This is a genomic window from Agromyces albus, from assembly GCF_030815405.1.
GTDB lineage: Bacteria > Actinomycetota > Actinomycetes > Actinomycetales > Microbacteriaceae > Agromyces > Agromyces albus_A.
Map to the genome: position 1 here is coordinate 996,040 of NZ_JAUSWX010000001.1, position 16,284 is coordinate 1,012,323.

General features: G+C 69.4%; 15 protein-coding genes and 1 pseudogene. 9 read left to right on the forward strand and 7 right to left on the reverse strand.

Going from position 1 to position 16,284, the window contains the following annotated elements; translation table 11 throughout:
• The first annotated feature begins 9 nt into the window (after positions 1-9).
• Positions 10-1,533, forward strand: a complete 1,524-nt coding sequence (locus QFZ29_RS04610) for a DUF2142 domain-containing protein (protein ID WP_306893063.1) — start codon at positions 10-12, stop codon at positions 1,531-1,533.
• The gene (locus tag QFZ29_RS04615; protein WP_306893064.1) at positions 1,526-2,692 is read left to right on the forward strand and encodes a glycosyltransferase family 4 protein; all 1,167 of its coding nucleotides are present in this window, start codon (positions 1,526-1,528) and stop codon (positions 2,690-2,692) included. Before QFZ29_RS04610 ends, QFZ29_RS04615 begins: the two co-directional genes overlap by 8 nt.
• Before the next feature lie 22 nt (positions 2,693-2,714).
• Here QFZ29_RS04615 and QFZ29_RS04620 read toward each other — a convergent pair whose 3' ends face one another.
• The 3 genes from QFZ29_RS04620 to QFZ29_RS04630 are packed head-to-tail and all read right to left on the reverse strand — an operon-like array spanning position 2,715 to position 5,835.
• Positions 2,715-3,806, reverse strand: a complete 1,092-nt coding sequence (locus QFZ29_RS04620; protein ID WP_306893065.1) for a glycosyltransferase family 4 protein — start codon at positions 3,804-3,806, stop codon at positions 2,715-2,717.
• On the reverse strand, positions 3,803-4,975 hold the full coding sequence (locus QFZ29_RS04625; protein WP_306893066.1) for a hypothetical protein: 1,173 nt from the start codon (positions 4,973-4,975) through the stop codon (positions 3,803-3,805). The genes QFZ29_RS04620 and QFZ29_RS04625 overlap by 4 nt, the downstream gene beginning before the upstream one ends.
• Positions 4,972-5,835: a glycosyltransferase family 2 protein gene (locus tag QFZ29_RS04630; protein WP_306893067.1), complete on the reverse strand. Its 864-nt coding sequence runs from the start codon at positions 5,833-5,835 to the stop codon at positions 4,972-4,974. The genes QFZ29_RS04625 and QFZ29_RS04630 overlap by 4 nt, the downstream gene beginning before the upstream one ends.
• A 71-nt stretch (positions 5,836-5,906) precedes the next feature.
• Here QFZ29_RS04630 and QFZ29_RS04635 point away from each other — a divergent pair, with 71 nt between their 5' ends.
• A complete protein-coding gene (locus QFZ29_RS04635; RefSeq protein ID WP_306893068.1) occupies positions 5,907-7,082 on the forward strand; it encodes a glycosyltransferase family 2 protein in 1,176 nt (391 codons plus the stop codon).
• Positions 7,083-7,102: 20 nt separating this feature from the next.
• On the forward strand, positions 7,103-8,077 hold the full coding sequence (locus tag QFZ29_RS04640) for a glycosyltransferase family 2 protein (RefSeq protein WP_306893069.1): 975 nt from the start codon (positions 7,103-7,105) through the stop codon (positions 8,075-8,077).
• 30 nt (positions 8,078-8,107) lie between these two features.
• Here the strand turns inward: QFZ29_RS04640 and QFZ29_RS04645 are convergent, their stop codons facing one another.
• Genes QFZ29_RS04645 through QFZ29_RS04655 form a run of 3 tightly spaced genes read right to left on the reverse strand, consistent with a single transcriptional unit; the run spans position 8,108 to position 12,040 of the window.
• The gene (locus QFZ29_RS04645) at positions 8,108-9,442 is read right to left on the reverse strand and encodes an O-antigen ligase family protein (RefSeq protein ID WP_306893070.1); all 1,335 of its coding nucleotides are present in this window, start codon (positions 9,440-9,442) and stop codon (positions 8,108-8,110) included.
• A gap of 31 nt (positions 9,443-9,473) precedes the next feature.
• Positions 9,474-10,838, reverse strand: a complete 1,365-nt coding sequence (locus QFZ29_RS04650; protein WP_306893071.1) for an O-antigen ligase family protein — start codon at positions 10,836-10,838, stop codon at positions 9,474-9,476.
• A gap of 23 nt (positions 10,839-10,861) precedes the next feature.
• Positions 10,862-12,040: an acyl-CoA dehydrogenase family protein gene (locus QFZ29_RS04655; protein ID WP_306893072.1), complete on the reverse strand. Its 1,179-nt coding sequence runs from the start codon at positions 12,038-12,040 to the stop codon at positions 10,862-10,864.
• A gap of 103 nt (positions 12,041-12,143) precedes the next feature.
• Here QFZ29_RS04655 and QFZ29_RS04660 point away from each other — a divergent pair.
• Both QFZ29_RS04660 and QFZ29_RS04665 read left to right on the forward strand, forming a co-directional pair.
• A pseudogene (locus QFZ29_RS04660) lies at positions 12,144-12,905 on the forward strand (type I phosphomannose isomerase catalytic subunit); the annotation flags it as partial.
• 97 nt (positions 12,906-13,002) lie between these two features.
• Positions 13,003-13,392: a hypothetical protein gene (locus tag QFZ29_RS04665; protein ID WP_306896833.1), complete on the forward strand. Its 390-nt coding sequence runs from the start codon at positions 13,003-13,005 to the stop codon at positions 13,390-13,392.
• A gap of 3 nt (positions 13,393-13,395) precedes the next feature.
• Here QFZ29_RS04665 and QFZ29_RS04670 read toward each other — a convergent pair whose 3' ends face one another.
• Entirely contained in the window at positions 13,396-14,352 is a 957-nt protein-coding gene (locus QFZ29_RS04670) for a GlxA family transcriptional regulator (protein WP_129519867.1), read from the reverse strand.
• Between the two features lie 86 nt (positions 14,353-14,438).
• On the opposite strand from QFZ29_RS04670, the gene QFZ29_RS04675 reads away from it, so the two are divergent.
• The 3 genes from QFZ29_RS04675 to QFZ29_RS04685 all read left to right on the forward strand — a co-directional run bounded on the left by QFZ29_RS04675 (position 14,439) and on the right by QFZ29_RS04685 (position 16,193).
• Positions 14,439-14,588, forward strand: a complete 150-nt coding sequence (locus QFZ29_RS04675) for a hypothetical protein (protein WP_164990414.1) — start codon at positions 14,439-14,441, stop codon at positions 14,586-14,588.
• Positions 14,589-14,721: 133 nt separating this feature from the next.
• Positions 14,722-15,690 carry a UDP-glucose 4-epimerase GalE gene (galE, locus tag QFZ29_RS04680; protein ID WP_306893073.1) on the forward strand — a complete coding sequence of 323 codons (969 nt, stop codon included), beginning with the start codon at positions 14,722-14,724 and terminating at the stop codon, positions 15,688-15,690.
• 182 nt (positions 15,691-15,872) lie between these two features.
• Positions 15,873-16,193: a WhiB family transcriptional regulator gene (locus tag QFZ29_RS04685; RefSeq protein ID WP_129519978.1), complete on the forward strand. Its 321-nt coding sequence runs from the start codon at positions 15,873-15,875 to the stop codon at positions 16,191-16,193.
• The last annotated feature ends 91 nt before the right edge of the window (positions 16,194-16,284 follow it).

The following is a 16,284-nucleotide window of genomic DNA, read 5'->3' on the forward strand; positions in this document are numbered from 1 at the left end:
GGGGGATGGGTGATCGCGTTCCTCGTGACGTTCGCCCTCTCGACGACGTGGGCTCTCGCGAGCCCGATCTTCTCGGTTCCAGACGAGAACGCGCACGCCTTGAAGGCGATCGCCCAGTTGCAGGGGCAGGTGGTCGGCTACACGTTGCCCGACGTCAAGCACATCGTCGTCGATCTCGGGCCTGAAGACGCCTATCACGGCAACATCATGTGCTTCGTCACGCATCCCGACGTCACCGCGAACTGCGGGAACGAACTCGGCGACCCGAAGGGCCAGCTCTGGTTCAATACCTGGGTCGGGGCGTACAACCCGGTCTATTACTACCTCGTGGGATGGCCGAGCCTGATCCTCGACGGAAATGCGAGTGTGTACGGCATGCGCATTGCAAGCGCCTTCCTCGGTGCCGTCCTGCTCGCTTTCGCATTCCAGGCGGCCACGTCAGGTGCCCGGTCGCGGTGGATGCCGCTCGGCGTCGCGTTCGCGGCCGCCCCGATGAGCCTGTACCTGATCGGCTCGGTGAATCCGAACGGTGCCGAGATCGCGTCGGCGGTGGCGCTGTGGGCGAGCCTCCTGCGGCTGCTCGAGTCCTTCGATGAGAGTTCGGAGCGGCCGGCGATTCCACGACCGTGGCTGTGGGCGATCGTGACCGCTTCGGCGATCGTGCTCGTGAATGCCCGGGCGACCGGCCCGCTCTGGCTCGTGGTCGTCCTGGCAGCCTGCCTGCTCGCCGCCGGTTGGGAACGAACGAAGCGACTCTTCACGACTCCGGCGAGCTACTGGTGGATCGGCGGGGTCGCGCTCGGCGGTCTGTTCTCGATCGGGTGGACGCTCTCGCGTGGGAGCCTGTCGAGCCAGGCCGAGGCATCGGACGCCCCGCTCGTGAACGGCACCTTCCTGCAGGGCTTCACGTACATGATCCGCATGACGCCGGACATCGTGCAGCAGGCCATCGGCTTCTTCGGATGGTTCGATACTCCGCTCCCTCTGTGGGTCTACTGGTTCTTCGTGGCGGCCGTCGCCCTGGTCGTCGTGCTCGCGACCGCGGCGACCCGACGTCGAAGCGTCATGGTCATGCTGCTGCTGCTCGCTGCCGCGATCCTGGTCCCGGCGTTCGTGCAGGCCTACAGCGTGCATCAGACCGGCTTCATCTGGCAGGGCCGGTACGGCCTGTTCCTCTATCTCGGCGTCGTCATCGCCGCAACCTGGTTGCTGAGCCGCGATGCCCCCCGGATCTCCTTCCTTGCGCCGAGGCTGACGTGGGTGGTCGCATCATTGCTCGGGGTCTACGGAATCATCGCGTTCGGTCTTGTCATGGTGCGGTACGTCATCGGTCGGGCGCCATTCGGCGAGATGCTCTCCGCGCCGCAGTGGCAGCCACCGCTCGGATGGCCGGCGCTCGTCTTCGCCTACGTGGCCGTCTCGGTCGCCGGAGTGGTCGCCCTCGGCCTGACCGCGCGGCACATCAATCAGCAAGAGCTCCATGCCGACCGAAGAATGAGTGCCGCCCCCGAAAGGTCGAGATCCGATGCCTGAGCCGCGCATCGCGATAGCATACGACTGCTTCTTCCCGGTCCACCACGGTGGAGGCGAGCGCGTCTATCGACGACTGGCCGAACTCCTCGTCGAACGTGCCACGCGGGTGACGTACGTCACCCGCGCCGACTGGGCACCCGATGCCGCTCCTCGCGCGTCCTTCGACATCGCCGGAGTCTGGCGCGGAGACATCTACGACGACCGCGGCACCCGCACCTCTCGGAGTGCCCTCGCGTTCGGGTTCGCGCTCTTCCGGCATTTCCTCCGTCACCGCCGCGACTACGATGTCGTCTTCGTCTCGGCGCTGCCCGTGCTCAACGTGTTCGCCGTGCGGCTCGCACTGCTCGGGAGACCCACGACGCTGATCGTCGATTGGCTCGAGGTGTGGAACGCCCGGAAGTGGCGCTCCTATGCGGGCCCGCTCGTCAGCTCAGTCGCGTGGGTGCTGCAGTCGATCGCCGTGCGCATCGGCGACATCGTGACCGTCAACAGTGAGTTCACCGGGGAGCGGCTGGTTCGGTATCGCCGGCGAGCGGATCCGATCGTGCTCGGCCTCATCGACCTCGTCGGCGAGGAACCCGAGGCATCCACCCGTGCGCCCGCCAGTCCGACGGCACTCTTCGTCGGCCGGCACATTGCCGACAAGCGGCTGGAGACGCTCCCGGCCGCGCTCGCCGTCGCACGGCAGAGGGCCCCCGGACTCGTGCTCCGGGTCGCCGGTTCGGGGCCGGAGACGGATCGCCTGCGGTCGGCGGCGCGTGACGCAGGCGTGGTCGACGCCGTCGAGATCCTCGGCAGGGTCGACGAGAAGACGCTGAGGCGGCTCTTCATCGAGTCCTCGGTACTCGTCAATCCGTCCGCTCGCGAGGGGTTCGGCCTCGTGGTCGCCGAGGCCGCCGCGGCCGGTACTCCGAGCGTCGTCGTGGCGGGGCCCGACAACGCTGCGGCTGAGCTCATCGACGACGGGGTGAACGGCCGCCTTGCCGCCGATGCCGGCGCCGAGGAACTCGGTTCCGCCATCGTCGACGTCGTTTTCGCGGGTGACGCCATGCGCCGGTCAACACTCGACTGGTTCGAGCGCGAACGGGTGGAGCGGAGCCTGCGACGCAGCGTCGATGTCCTCCTCGAGCGAGTCTTGGTGCTGAGAGGTCGTAGGTAGGCTGCCCCGGCCGGGGCGATCGCTACGAGCCCTCGAGCGCGCGATCGAAGGAGCGCAGCGTTCCCGCGGCGGTACTGCGCCACGAGAACTCGGCCGCACGAGCGAGGCCGCGCCGCGACATCCGCTCCCGTTCGATCGAATCGGCGAGCACCTCGACGATGGCATTCGCGATGGCAGCAGGGGACCGCGAGTCGACGTACCGCGCCGCGTCGCCGGCAACCTCGTGGATGACCGGGAGATCCGAGGCGATCACCGGACATCCGCGCGCCATCGCCTCGAGCGGCGGCAGGCCGAAGCCCTCGAACCGGGTCGGGAACACGAATGCCGTCGCCGAGGCGTACAGCTGCTCGAGCTCGTTCGAATCGAGCCAGCCGCGGAGCTCGACGGAGCGACCGAGATCGAGGCGTGCGACGTCCGCGCGTAGCGGGTCGTCGCCGTGGCTGCCGGTGATCACGAGTCGTGGCCGGCCGGCCGGCTCGATGAGCGCGATCGCCTCGAGCAGGCCGGTGAAGTTCTTGTGCGGCATCCGGTTCCCGACCGAGAGCAGGAGGTTGTCTCGTCGAGCGACCCGAGTGGCGGATGCCTCGACCTCGCCGCCCGCGAGCGGGACGACGTCGATGTGGTCGCGGTCGAGGTGGAGGAGCCGTTCGATGTCATCGCGAGTCGCCTCGCTCACGGTGAGGACGCGGCTGGCCGCGAGCGCGGCGCGTCGATTCATCCATCGCAGCACGGGGGCGTACGGGCCCGGCAGATACTCGGGGTGGCGGAACGGGAGCAGGTCGTGGATCGTGACGACCATGGGGACGGGGGCGTGCACGGGCCCGAGATTCGCCGGCGCATGCACGAGGTCGGCACCGAGCCGCCGCGCGGCGCGCGAGACCGAGAGCAGCTCGCCACGAGCCCAGGCGACGCGATCGTCGCCTGAGATCCCGGATGCCACGAGCTCGCCGGGGAACCATGGTGCCCCGCGCTCGACGAGTTCGCGCGAGGCAAAGCCGATGATCTCGAGCCCGGGCCTGAGTTCGGCGATCTGGGGGTACACCTGTCGCACGGACGACTCCATGCCGCCCTTCTTGCCCGTGTAGAAGAGCAGGTCGACGAGGAGGCGGGTCATGTGAGGTCGGCTTCGGAGAGGGCGGTGGCGCCGGCTTCCGTCCGGGCGACGCGTCGCCGGCGTGCCGCCTCGTAGACGACGGCTGAGACGAGCTCGGCGACGAGGAGGCCGACGAACACGGCCGTCAGGCTCTCGGTGAGCAGCCCGATCGCCGCGAACGCGAAGGTCAGTGCCGAGACGACCGCTCGGAGGCCGGTGAGCAGGCGAACCTCGCCGCGCCGGCGGAGCGCCGCAAAGGGGATCGTCGTGGCGAGCGAGGCGGCCCGCCAGGCGCAGGCGACGAGGAGGGGGAACAGCGTCGCCGACCCGGTCCAGGCCGAGCCGAAGATGAAGCCGAACAGGCCCGTCGTCTCCATCACGAGCAGCGCGGCGACGGCCGCGAGCACGGCCGAGGCCGAGACGACGACATCGAGGGTCGAGTGCTCCTTGAGGAGTCGCAGTCGGAGGAAGTTGAGCGGAATGGCGAGCAGTCCGGAGACCGTCGCGATCGCGGCGAACAGCACCGCGTCGGTGGGGCCGATGAAGGCGAGGATCATCGTGTTGAGCAGCGGGTAGACCGCACCGGTGATCGCGGTGTCAGCCACGACCCAGCCCATCACGCGGGGTTCGGGCCGGCTCGCTCGGTGCTCGACCGGCAGGCACCGCACGATCGTCGCCGCGACGATTCCCGCCACGAGCGGAGTGAGCGCCCAGGGTTGCTCGGCGAATCCGGCGAGCACGCCCGCGAGGGCGCCGACGCCGACGAGAGCGGACGCCCAGATCTCCCGCCGGTCGAGTCGCTCCGCCACCGAGACGCCGCGGCCCACTTCGAGCGCGGCGACGAGCACCGGCAGGCAGATGCAGAGCGCGACGACGTTCGGTCCGGCGACCAGGAGTACCGTGCCGGCGATGACGGATGCCGCGGCGAGCCACAGCGGGAACACGACGCGACGCTCGGTTCCGGCCGAGCTCAACCGGGATTCGACGATCACCGCGAACGTGAGCTGCCCCGCGAACGTCGCCACGAGGACTACGACGGCGATGAGACCCTGCTCCGTCTCAGTGAACAGTCGCGAGGCGATCGAGACGGTCGCGGCCGGGATGACGGCGAGTGAGATGCCGCCGAGGAGGGTGATGGCGCTCATCGTGGCGCGACGCAGGCGCATCGGCGCAGGGGTGTCGCTCGTCATCGGGTCACCGCCGTCGGCCGGATGGCTCTTCCGAGGGTGCGCCCGAGCGCACCCTCGAGGCGCCCGAGGAACACCCACCAGCCGTCGAGGAGCTCGTTGGTCGCGCGATGCCGCACCCCGAATGCGAGTCCGCCGCCGATGAATGCGATCCGCCACCACAGCGGATACCGCCAGCGGGTCACGACGAGGGCCATCCCGCGACCGTAGGCGCGGGCCTTGTGCCGACGTGCCGCACGCGTGAGGCCGTGGGGGTCGGCGATGCCGCCGACGGCGACGTCAGGGGGCTGCCATGCGAACGTCTCGGCGAGGTGCGGTCGCTGGTCGGCGAGCCGGAGCAGCAGGTCGGTGGCCTCGCCGGCCTGCCACGGAGTGGCGGCCCCCGTGCCGAGCTCGGCGTCGAAACCGCCGATGCCGTCGAAGATGCTCCGGCGAATGAGGATGCCCATCTCGATGACGCTCCAGACGTTCCAACGGTCGAGCGCCGTGCCTGCCGGGGGCAGCACGAACTTCGGGCCGTACTCATCGACGACGGTCATCGCGCCCGCCTGGAAGTCGTCGGGCAACGCGCGCAGCCGTTCGACCGATCCGTCGGGAAACCATGTCGAGTCGTTGGGGAAGACGAGCAGGGGGTCGCCGGTCGGCAATTCTGCGACGCCGGCGTTGCGGCCGCGCGCGGCACCCGGTGCCGAGTCCGTGACGATGACCGTGGAACCACTGTCATCGAATGCCGCCACGAGCTCCTCGACCTCGGCGCGATTGCGCTGCGCGACGATCATCAGCGCGTCGCCGGGGACCAGCCGCCCCTCGAGCGAATCGAGGAGTCGCCTGAGCCGATCCGGCCTTCCGAGTGTCGACACCACGAACGCGAGTTTCACAATGCCTCATTCTGTACGATGAGGAAGCCCTCCCCGTAATGACAGGACCCCTCGCGATGCCAGCTCCGACACAATCGATCGAGCTCTCGATCGTCATGCCCTGCCTCAATGAGGCGGAAACCCTGGCGGTCTGCATCGACAAGGCCCAGGGATACCTCGAGCGCAGCGGCGTGGTCGGCGAGGTGATCATCGCCGACAACGGCTCGACCGACGGGTCTCAAGACATCGCACGGGCGCACGGCGCGCGCGTCGTCGACGTCGCGGCCAAGGGCTACGGCAGCGCGCTGATGGGCGGCATCGACGCCGCCCGAGGCGACTATGTGATCATGGGCGACGCCGACGACAGTTACGACTTCTCGAAGCTCGACCCGTTCGTCGAGCGGCTGAGGGCGGGCGACGAACTGGTCATGGGCAATCGGTTCAAGGGTGGCATCGCCGATGGCGCCATGCCGCCGCTGCACAAGTATCTCGGCAACCCCGTCCTCACCTGGGTCGGGCGCGTCCTGTTCCGTTCGCCGGTCGGCGACTTCCATTGCGGCCTGCGCGGGTTCAACCGGCGGTCGATCCTGAACCTGCACCTGCAGACCACGGGCATGGAATTCGCGAGCGAGGTGGTGGTGAAGTCGACGCTCGGTGGTCTTCGCGTCTCCGAGGTGCCGACCACGCTCGACAAAGACGGCCGCAGCCGTCCGCCGCATCTCCGCAGCTGGCGTGATGGCTGGCGGCACTTGCGCTTCCTGCTGATCTTCAGCCCCCGCTGGTTGTTCCTGATCCCGGGTGCCGCCGCCTTCTTCCTCGGCCTGCTCGGCACCCTCTTCATCGGCTTCGGCCCGATCATCCTCGGCGATATCGGCTTCGACACCTCCAGCCAGGTGTACCTCGCCGCGCTCACCGTCGTCGGGTACCAATCGGTGCTCTTCGCGATACTCACGAAGATCTATGCCCAGCACGAGGGATTCCGCATCCCGAGATCCCGGAACTTCGATCGGCTCGAGCGGCGCATCAGCCTTGAGAGCGGAGCGCTCCTCGGGGTGGTGCTGTTCCTCGTCGGGCTCGGCATCGCCATCGCGCAGTTCGTGGGCTGGGCGAGTGCAGGTTTCGGTGACCTCGAGACGCGGGCGACCCTGCGGCTCGCGATCCCGGCAGCGCTCCTGATGATGCTCGGCGCACAGACGGTGATGGCCGGGATGTTCCTCGGCGTGCTCAACGTGGGTCTCAAACGGGACCGCTGATGCCTCGTTCGGCGGCGACGGTGTCCGTAGCCCTCGGCACCCACAACGGCGCCGCCTATCTCGGAGCCCAGCTCGAAAGCATCCTCGCGCAGTCGCATCCGGTCGATGAGATCGTGCTCTCCGACGACGCGTCGAGCGACGGCACGGTGCAACTGGCCGAGCGGATCCTCGAGCGGCATCGGAAGACGGATGCCGCGACGCCGGCACTCATCGTGCTGCAGAACACCGCGCCGCTCGGCGTGACCGCGAACTTCGAGCAGGCCCTGCGCGGAGCATCCGGCGATCTCATCGCCCTCTCCGACCAGGACGACGTCTGGCGATCCGATCGGATCGCCCGCGCCGTCCAGGAGTTCACTGGGCGCCCGTCGGTGGAGCTCGTGGCGTCGGAGGCACGGCTCGTCGACGAGGCGGGTGCACCCCTCCGGAGGGGCCTGCTGGAAACGCTCGGCGTCGGTGCATCGCTGCGCGAGCGACTCTCGTCGGACGTCGCGTTCGACGAGCTCCTGAAGCGCAACGTGCTGACGGGCGCGACGATGATGGTCCGTCGCGAGCTCGTGCTGCGCGCGGCGCCGTTTCCGCGATCGTGGGTGCACGACGAATGGCTCGCCATCGTCGCCGCCGTGGGAGGCGGGCTCGCGGTGGTCGACGAACCGCTCATCGACTATCGGCAGCACGACGCCAACCAGATCGGCGTCACGCGGCTCGGGCTCGGGGGCCGCTTCGGTCGCTTGCGCGCGCCGCGCACCGAGCGCAACGCGCGACTGCTGGCGCGCGCGAGTGCACTCAGTGAGCGACTGCCCGAGATTGCGACCCGGAATCCGATGGTCGCGGAGCTCGTGCTCGACAAGCTCGCGCATGAGCGCGTGCGCAGCAGCCTGCCGCCGCACCGCGCCGCGCGACTCGGCCCGGTCGTGCGCGAATGGCGCACCGGGCGGTACGGCCGGTTCGGTCTCGGGGCGCAAGACGTGCTGCGCGACCTCGTCCAGCCGGTCTGACCGGCCGCACTCGAGCGCGGGTTGCGATCGTCAGCCGAGCCGCTCGATCGCCGGCACCGGAGGTCGCCCTGCTGCGAGGGCGTCGCGCCAGCTCATGTCGCGTGCGGCCTTCACGGCGCACACCACGAGCAGCATCCACCCGCCTTCGACGAGTGCGAAGCTCTCGGCGAACGAGGTCGTCGCGATGATGACGAGCATGAGCGCCGGCCAGAGGTAGACGACGCTGCGCCGCGCCGACGCGAGCAGCCACGCGCGCACGAAGGCGACGCCGACGAGCGCCACGAAGAGGAGCGCGCCGATGACGCCCACCTGGAAGTAGACGTCGATGTAGGCGCTGAGCGCTGACGCGTGCGGTCTCCCGGTGGCGAGCTCGATCCACCGGTAGGGCGCCGCATCGGGCCAGCTCCCGACCCAGCCCCAGCCCTGGAGCGGGTTTCGGTTCAAGTATCGGGAGAGCTCACGCCAGACCTCGAGCCGCACGTCGAACTCAGCGCGAGCGTCGAGCAGTTCGATGATGCGCACGCGGAAGATCCACGCGGTCACGATCACGGCGATGGCCCCGACGAGCAGGCCGATCTGCCAGCGCCATCGGGTCGCCGCGGCGGTGCGGCGGAGCCCGTAGAGCGCCACGAGCGCCACGAGCGCCGCGCCGAGTGACGCCCACGTCGTCGGCGAGCCCGAGAACACGAGGCACACGGCGGCGAGCGACATCGAGGCGATCGCCCGCACGCGCTGCACGCTGCGCGTGCGCCATTCGACGATGAACGTGAGCAGGGCGATGAGTGCGACGAAGCCGAGCATGTTCCGCGAGCCGAAGACCCCCTGGATCGGGCCGAATCTCGTGAGGTCGCCCTGGATGCCGAGGAAGGCGATCGGCAGGTCCAGCAGGATGCCGGAGAGCACCTCGAGCGCGATCGAGACGCCGAGGAGAAGGCGCATCACGTCGCCGAAGGCGCGCACGATCTGGATCGTGTCGCGCATGAGTGCGACGTAGACGCCGGCGAACGCGAAGGCGATGAGGTAGCCGGCTCGCACGGCGCTCCAGGCTGGGGCGTTCGAGCCGGGCGCACTGCTCCAGAGCACGGATGCCGCGCACCAGCCGACGAACACGAGGATCGTCAGCGGCAGGATCCCGTACCACTCGACGGCGCGCCACCGCGCGACCAGCGACGCTCCGCACAAAACGAGCAGGCCCGCGAGCGAGGCGAGAAGACCCGGCCAGCCGATGAGACTGCGGATGGCATGGCTGCTGAAGGCGAGCCCCACGGCGGTGAGGGTGACGGCCTGCGCGAAGCGCGCGGACCCGGCGAAGTCGCGCGTGGCGTGCCAGAAGCGAGCGGCGGCACCGCCGGCGGCTGAGCTCATCGGCGCGGGCCCGCCGCTCGCCGGGGCACCTTCATTGGGCCGCCTCTGCCGGCGGCATCCGCGATGCTCGGACCGGTGGCGGCTCGGCCGGCAACGGCTCTGGCGCCCATTGGCGCTGCTTCGTCGACCAGGCGATCGCGATGAGCAGCACCCAGCCGCCCTCGATGAGGATGCGGCTCTCGGCGAGGCTCTGGCCGATGAGGGCGACGAGCACGAGCAGCGGCACGAGTGCGGCGGCGGAATGCGGCAGCGGCCGCCCGGTGACCTCCATCGGCTGGTCGACCGCGAGGAACCACGACCGCCAGAGCGCGCCGATGACGATCGAGGCGAACGCGATGATGCCGATCACCCCGAGCTGCATCCAGACGTCGAGCCAGGCGTTGTGCGCCTGCAGGTACGTGACGCCCTTGCGCACGGCGAGCCCGTCGAACGGCTCGACCCAGGGCACCCAGTAACTTACCCATCCCCACCCGAACCACGGCCGCTCGGCGGCGAGCCCGGCCACGGCGTTCCAGATGTCGAAGCGGCCGGTGAGGTCTTCGCTTTTGCCGAAGAGGTCGGTCAACCGCGTCCAGAATGCAACGAGCAGCACGACGGATGCAACGACGGCGCCTGCGGCGGTCGCATACACGCGTCGCCGCCGATCGGGCCCGACCCGCCTCGCCCAGATCGCGAAGCCCAATGCCGCGAGCACGACGACCGCGACGAGCGCGACGGTGGCGGAGCGCGTGAGCAGCACGGTGAGCCCCGCGACGACGAGCCAGCCGATGCCCTGCGCCCGGCGCATGCTGCCGGCGGCGAGGAGCGCGGTGAAGACGATGAGTCCGAGGAGGGCGATCATGCCGAGCAGGTTGCGATTGGCGACGATGCCCTCAATCGGTCCGCCGTCGAACAGCAGTCCGCGCGACCAGTAGAAGGCCATGGGCACCTGCTCTGCCCCCGGGTCGAAGTCAGGGAAAATCGGCAGCACCGGTTCGCGCACGAACACGGCGATCCAGAGTTCGAAGGCGAGTGAGAGGCCCAGGACCCACTTGATCGCGCCGCCGAGGGCGCGTACGAGCTGGGTCCAGGAGAGGCAGAGGGCGAGCGCGACGGCGACCAACGTCGTGACGAGCGTGATGAGCACGCCGAGGGCCGACGCGCCCGGGTAGTACGACCACCCGACCGAGAGCACGGCGATGAGCACGAAGACGAGGGTCGACTTCGGGATGCGGCGCCAGTTCCATCGGGGTCGCACGGCGACGACGAGGGCGACGGCACCGGCGACGACGAGGAGGTCGACGATGCCGGAGCCCCACCAGCCCAGCAGGTTGCGCCAGAACTGGCCCGCGAGCACCGTGAAGAGCGCGAAGGTCGCGAACGCGCCGGTGAGCGTGCGGTGCCGGCGCGTGGTCATGCGAACTAGGCTATCGCGCGCGCTCAGACGAACGCGGCCTTGCCGGTGATCTTCCGGCCCACGATGAGCGTGTTCATCTCGCGCGTGCCCTCGTAGGAGTAGAGCGCCTCGGCGTCGGCGAAGAAGCGGGCCACGTCGTACTCGAGCACGATGCCGTTGCCTCCGACCGACTCGCGTGCCCACGCGACGGTCTCGCGCATGCGCGACGTCGTATACGCCTTCGCGAGGGCCGAGTGCTCGTCGCGCTGCTCGCCGCGGTCGAGCATCTCGGAGACGCGCACGACCATGCCGAGCGAGGCGGTGATGTTGCCGAGGCACTTGACGAGCAGGTCCTGGATCAGCTGGTGCGAGCCGATCGTCTTGCCGAACTGCACGCGCTCGCCCGCGTACTTCACGGCGGCCTCGTACGCGCCGATCGACGTGCCCACGGCAGCCCACGCCACTTCGGCGCGAGTGAGGCGGAGCACGCTCGCGGTGTCCTTGAACGAGTTCGCGTTCTGGAGCCGGAGCGACTCTGGCACGACCACGTTCTCGAGCGTGATGTCGGCGTTCTGCACGGAGCGGAGGCTGATCTTGCCCTCGATCTTCGTGGCCGTGTAGCCCGGCGTCGAAGTCGGCACGATGAAGCCCTTGACCTGGCTGTCTGCGACGTCCTTCGCCCAGATGACGGTGATGTCGGAGAAGGTGGCGTTGCCGATCCAGCGCTTCGAACCGTTCATCACCCAGTTGTCGCCGACGCGCTCGGCGGTGGTGCGCAGGCCCTGCGCGGAGTCCGAGCCCGAATCCGGCTCGGTGAGGCCGAACGCGCCGACGACCTCGCCGCTCGCGAGCCTCGGGATCCACTCCGCTCGCTGCTCGGCGGAGCCGCAGACGCTGATGCTGCCGGCCGCGAGCCCGTTCTGCACGCCGACGAAGGTCGCGACGCCCGCGTCGACGCGAGCGCATTCGAGGGCGACGAAGCCCCGGAACACGGCGGAGTTCTCGAACGGCCGGGTCTCGTCCCAGCCGAACGAGAAGGCGCCGAGGTCGGCGAGCGGCTTCACGATCTGCACGGGGAACTCCGCGCGGTCCCAGTAGTCGCCGACGATCGGCCTGACGTCGCGTTCGAGCCATGCCCGGAGGTTGCCGAGCGCCTCCTTCTCCTGCTCGGTGAGGAGGGACTCGTAGGCGTAGAAGTCGCTCGCGAGCGGCTCGAAGGTCATGCGTGCTCCAATGCGTGGTCGGACCCGTGAAGCCTATGGCGGGCGCAATCGCCCTCGAAGGCGTTGGTAGTTTTGACCCAACGGCGGAGAGGAACCATCGAGGATGTTTGTGGCGATCGGCAACACACCCCGGGACTACGCATGGGGTTCGCATCGGGCGATCGCCGAGTTCCTGGGCAGGCCTCCGTCGGGCGGACCGCAAGCGGAGCTGTGGCTCGGCGCGCACGCGGGCTCCCCGGCACGCATCGTCGACGCGGCATCCGTCGGCCATGACGACCTCGCCGCGTGGATCGAGGCGGACCCCGAGCGGGCCCTCGGGCCGAGGCTCGCCGCCGAGGGCGCACGCCTGCCGTTCCTCCTGAAGCTGCTCGCGGCGGCCGAGCCGCTGTCATTGCAGGCGCATCCGACTCCCGAGCAGGCCCGAGCCGGCTTCGCCCGTGAAGAGGCAGAGGGGATCCCGGTCGGCGCGTACGACCGCAACTATCGCGACCCCTTCCACAAGCCCGAGCTCATCGTCGCCCTGAGCGAGACGTTCGACGCGCTCTCGGGCTTCCGCCCGCTCGACGAGGTGCACGGCGTGCTCGAGGTGCTGCGCGAGGCGGATGCCGCGTCCGGCACGCCAGAGCCCGGCGCGCTCGACCTCCTCGGCGACCGGCTCGCCGGCGACGACCCGCTCCGCGACTCGGTCGAGTGGTTGCTCCGCGACGGCCGCGGCGGCGACACGGGGGAGGCGACGTGGCTGATCGAACGGGTGACGGCCCTCGCGGGTTCCGAGATCGCCCGGCGGTCGCCGTTCGCGCGTTCGTTCGAGACGGTCGGCGCGCTCGCCGCCGTGTACCCGGGCGACCCCGGCGTCGTCATCTCGCTGCTGCTCAACCGGGTGCGACTGCAGCGCGGCGAAGCCCTCTACCTCGCGGCGCGGGAACATCCACGCCTACCTCGACGGGCTCGGCATCGAGCTCATGGCGGCGAGCGACAACGTGCTGCGGGGCGGCCTCACGCCCAAGCACATCGACGTGACGGAGCTGCTCGACGTGCTCGACTTCACGCCGATCGCGCCCCCGCGCCTCGCACCGCTCGACGTGGCGCCCGGCGTCACGGCATTCCGGCCCGATGTGCCCGACTTCGTGCTCTACCGTGCCCATGCCGGTGCGGATGCCGCGCGCGTCGCGATCGACGGACCCGCGATCGTGCTCGCCGAGGGCGGCTCGCTGCACCTCGCGGGGGCGCTCGGCGAAGCAGAGCTCGCGCTCGGCGAGACGCTCTACGTCACGCCTGAGGAGCGCGAGCTCGAGATCACCGGCGACGGGATCGCGTGGGTCGCGACGACGGGTGCCGCCGCGGCATCCTGAGCCTCAGCTGGCCACCCGGACCCCGAACAGGCGGCGATACGCGGTCGGGGTCGTCTGCAGCACCTTGATGAAGTGGTGCCGCATGACCGCGGCGGCGCCGAAGCCCGTCTCGCGCGCGATCTCCTCGAGCGTGTCGGAGGTCTCTTCGAGCAGCTGCTGGGCGCGCAGCAATCGCTGACGGTTGAGCCAGGCGTTCGGCGTCGTGCCGGTCTCGGCGCGGAAGCGGCGGGCGAACGTGCGCGGCGACATGAGCGCCTTGCGGGCGAGCAGGTCGACGGTGAGGTCTTCGTCGAGGTGCTCGATCATCCACTCGGTGATCTTGGCGAACGAGTCGCTTCGGCACTCCGCGACGGGCGACTGGATGAACTGCGACTGGCCGCCGTCGCGCTGCGGCGGCACGACCATGCGCCGGGCGATGTTGTTGGCCGCGCCCGCTCCGAGTTCCATGCGCACGATGTGCAGCGCGGCATCGATGCCCGCCGCGGTGCCGGCCCCCGTCACGACCTTGCCATCCTGCACGAAGAGCACGTCGGGGTCGACGTCGGTGCCGGGGAACATCTTGGCCATGCGGTCGGTGTACATCCAGTGGGTGGTGGCGCGGCGGCCCTCGAGCACGCCCGCGTGACCGAGCGTGAAGGCGCCCGAGCAGACGGAGAGCACCCAGGCTCCGCGCTCGACCGCCTCGCGGATCACGGCGGAGACGCGCTCATCGACCGGCTCGTCGATGAGCGCGGCCGGCACCGCGACGAGGTCGGCGTGCCGCGCGAACTCGAGGCCCTCGTGCACGACGATGTCGAAGCCGAGCTTCGTGGAGACAGGCCCGGGCTCGGCGGCGACGACCTTGAAGTCGAAGGTGGGGCCGCCCGTGTCGGCGCGGTCGATGCCGAACACCTCGCAGATCACACCGAATTCGAACGGGGCCATCTGCGGGATGGCGATGCAGGCGATGGACTGGAGCAACGGGAGCCTCCGAATGGCAGAAAAGAATCGTTCTGTGGCTACTCTGCCACTGTCGGCAGGATGTGGCAAGCAGTAGATTTTCTGCCATGACCACGATCATCTTCCTCGTCCTCCTCGGGCTCGCCATCTGGGGCATGCTCGCCACGCTGCTGCGGCTCGACAACGACGGCTATGGTCGCCCCGAGATCCGCGACCGCAACCGGCACGTCGAAAACCTGACCGCGACCCGCATCTGACGAACCGTCGGCTCCCGGCACGCTCGGCCGGGTCCGATGGCAGTTCCTGCGCGCTTCACGCCGCGGACCGTTCCCACCCGGGGCCGATACGATCGGTCGGGGCGCGGACGGTCCGCGGCCGGAAGGCAGGATCATGAGCTGGCTGGTCACCGGGGGAGCCGGATACATCGGGTCGCACGTCGTACGCGCGTTCGCCTCCCGAGGCATCGACGTCGTCGTCGTCGACGATCTCTCGTCGGGACGGCGGAGCTTCCTGCCCGAGGGCACGGCGTTCGTGCAGGGCACGATCCTCGACGGATCACAGCTCGAGATGACCTTCGAGCGCTTCGACGTGCAGGGGGTCGTGCACCTGGCCGGCTTCAAGTACGCGGGCGTCTCGGTGCAGCGTCCGCTGCACACCTACCGGCAGAACGTGACGGGAACGATCACGCTCCTCGCCGCGATGGAGGCCCGCGGCGTCGACCGCATGGTGTTCTCCTCCAGTGCGGCCGTGTACGGCACGCCCGACGTCGACCTCGTCACCGAGGACACGCCGAAGCGTCCGCAGTCGCCCTACGGGGAGTCGAAGCTCGTCGGCGAATGGCTCATCGCCGACCAGGGCGTCGCCACCGGCCTCCGTCACACGTCGCTGCGCTACTTCAACGTCGTCGGCTCCGGCACGCCGCAGGTCTTCGACGTGAGCCCGCACAATCTCTTCCCACTCGTCTTCGACGCACTGCTCGACGGACGCACCCCCCGCATCAACGGCGACGACTACCCGACGCCCGACGGCACGAACGTGCGCGACTACCTGCACGTCGCCGACCTCGCCGAGGCGCATGTCGTTGCGGCGGAACGACTCGACTCGGGCAAGCCGATCGAGCCCGTCTACAACCTCGGCTCCGGCACCGGCGTCTCGGTCGCCGAGATCATGCGCGCGGTCGCCGACGTCACGGGCATTGAGTTCACTCCCGAGATCGCGCCTCGCCGCGCGGGCGATCCCGCGCGAATCGTGGCGTCGGGCGACCTCGCCGCTCGCGACCTCGAATGGCGTATGCGGCACTCGCTCGCCGAGATGGTCGAGAGCGCCTGGGAGGCCCGGCGCGCGGCATCCGCCGAGTGAATCGCACCTCGACGGTGCGAAAAGTAACGTCTGCGGAACACCCCCGGCGTGTCGCGGCGTGGCTGAAGCCTCGACGGCCGATTGAGGGTTTACGATCCGCGACTTGACTCTCACGAACTACACCGGTGTAATTAGTCGTGACACACCCTCTGGGTGGTCGGTACAACTGGGTGGGAGACGATATGGGCAATCCTGAATATCGTTCTGGAGTACCTGACGATTGGTTCATCGATCCGGTAAGGCTCGGGGTTCCAGGGGTTCGTCCGGGAGCCGATGACGAGAATCCGCTGGCTTGGCAGAGTGATGCGCTGTGTGCGCAGACCGACCCCGAGGCATTCTTCCCTGAGAAGGGTGGATCGACCCGCGACGCGAAGAAGATCTGCACGGGCTGCGAGGTGCGATCCGAGTGTCTCGAATACGCACTCTCGAACGACGAGCGCTTCGGCATCTGGGGCGGGCTGTCGGAACGCGAGCGTCGCAAACTCCGCAAACGAGCGGTCTGATCCGGGGACCCGTGCACCGACTTCGGCCGGCGCGCGGGTCGCCTGATCCGATCGGTTTCGTGGCACGCCCTGCCTGATCCCGGATGCCGCG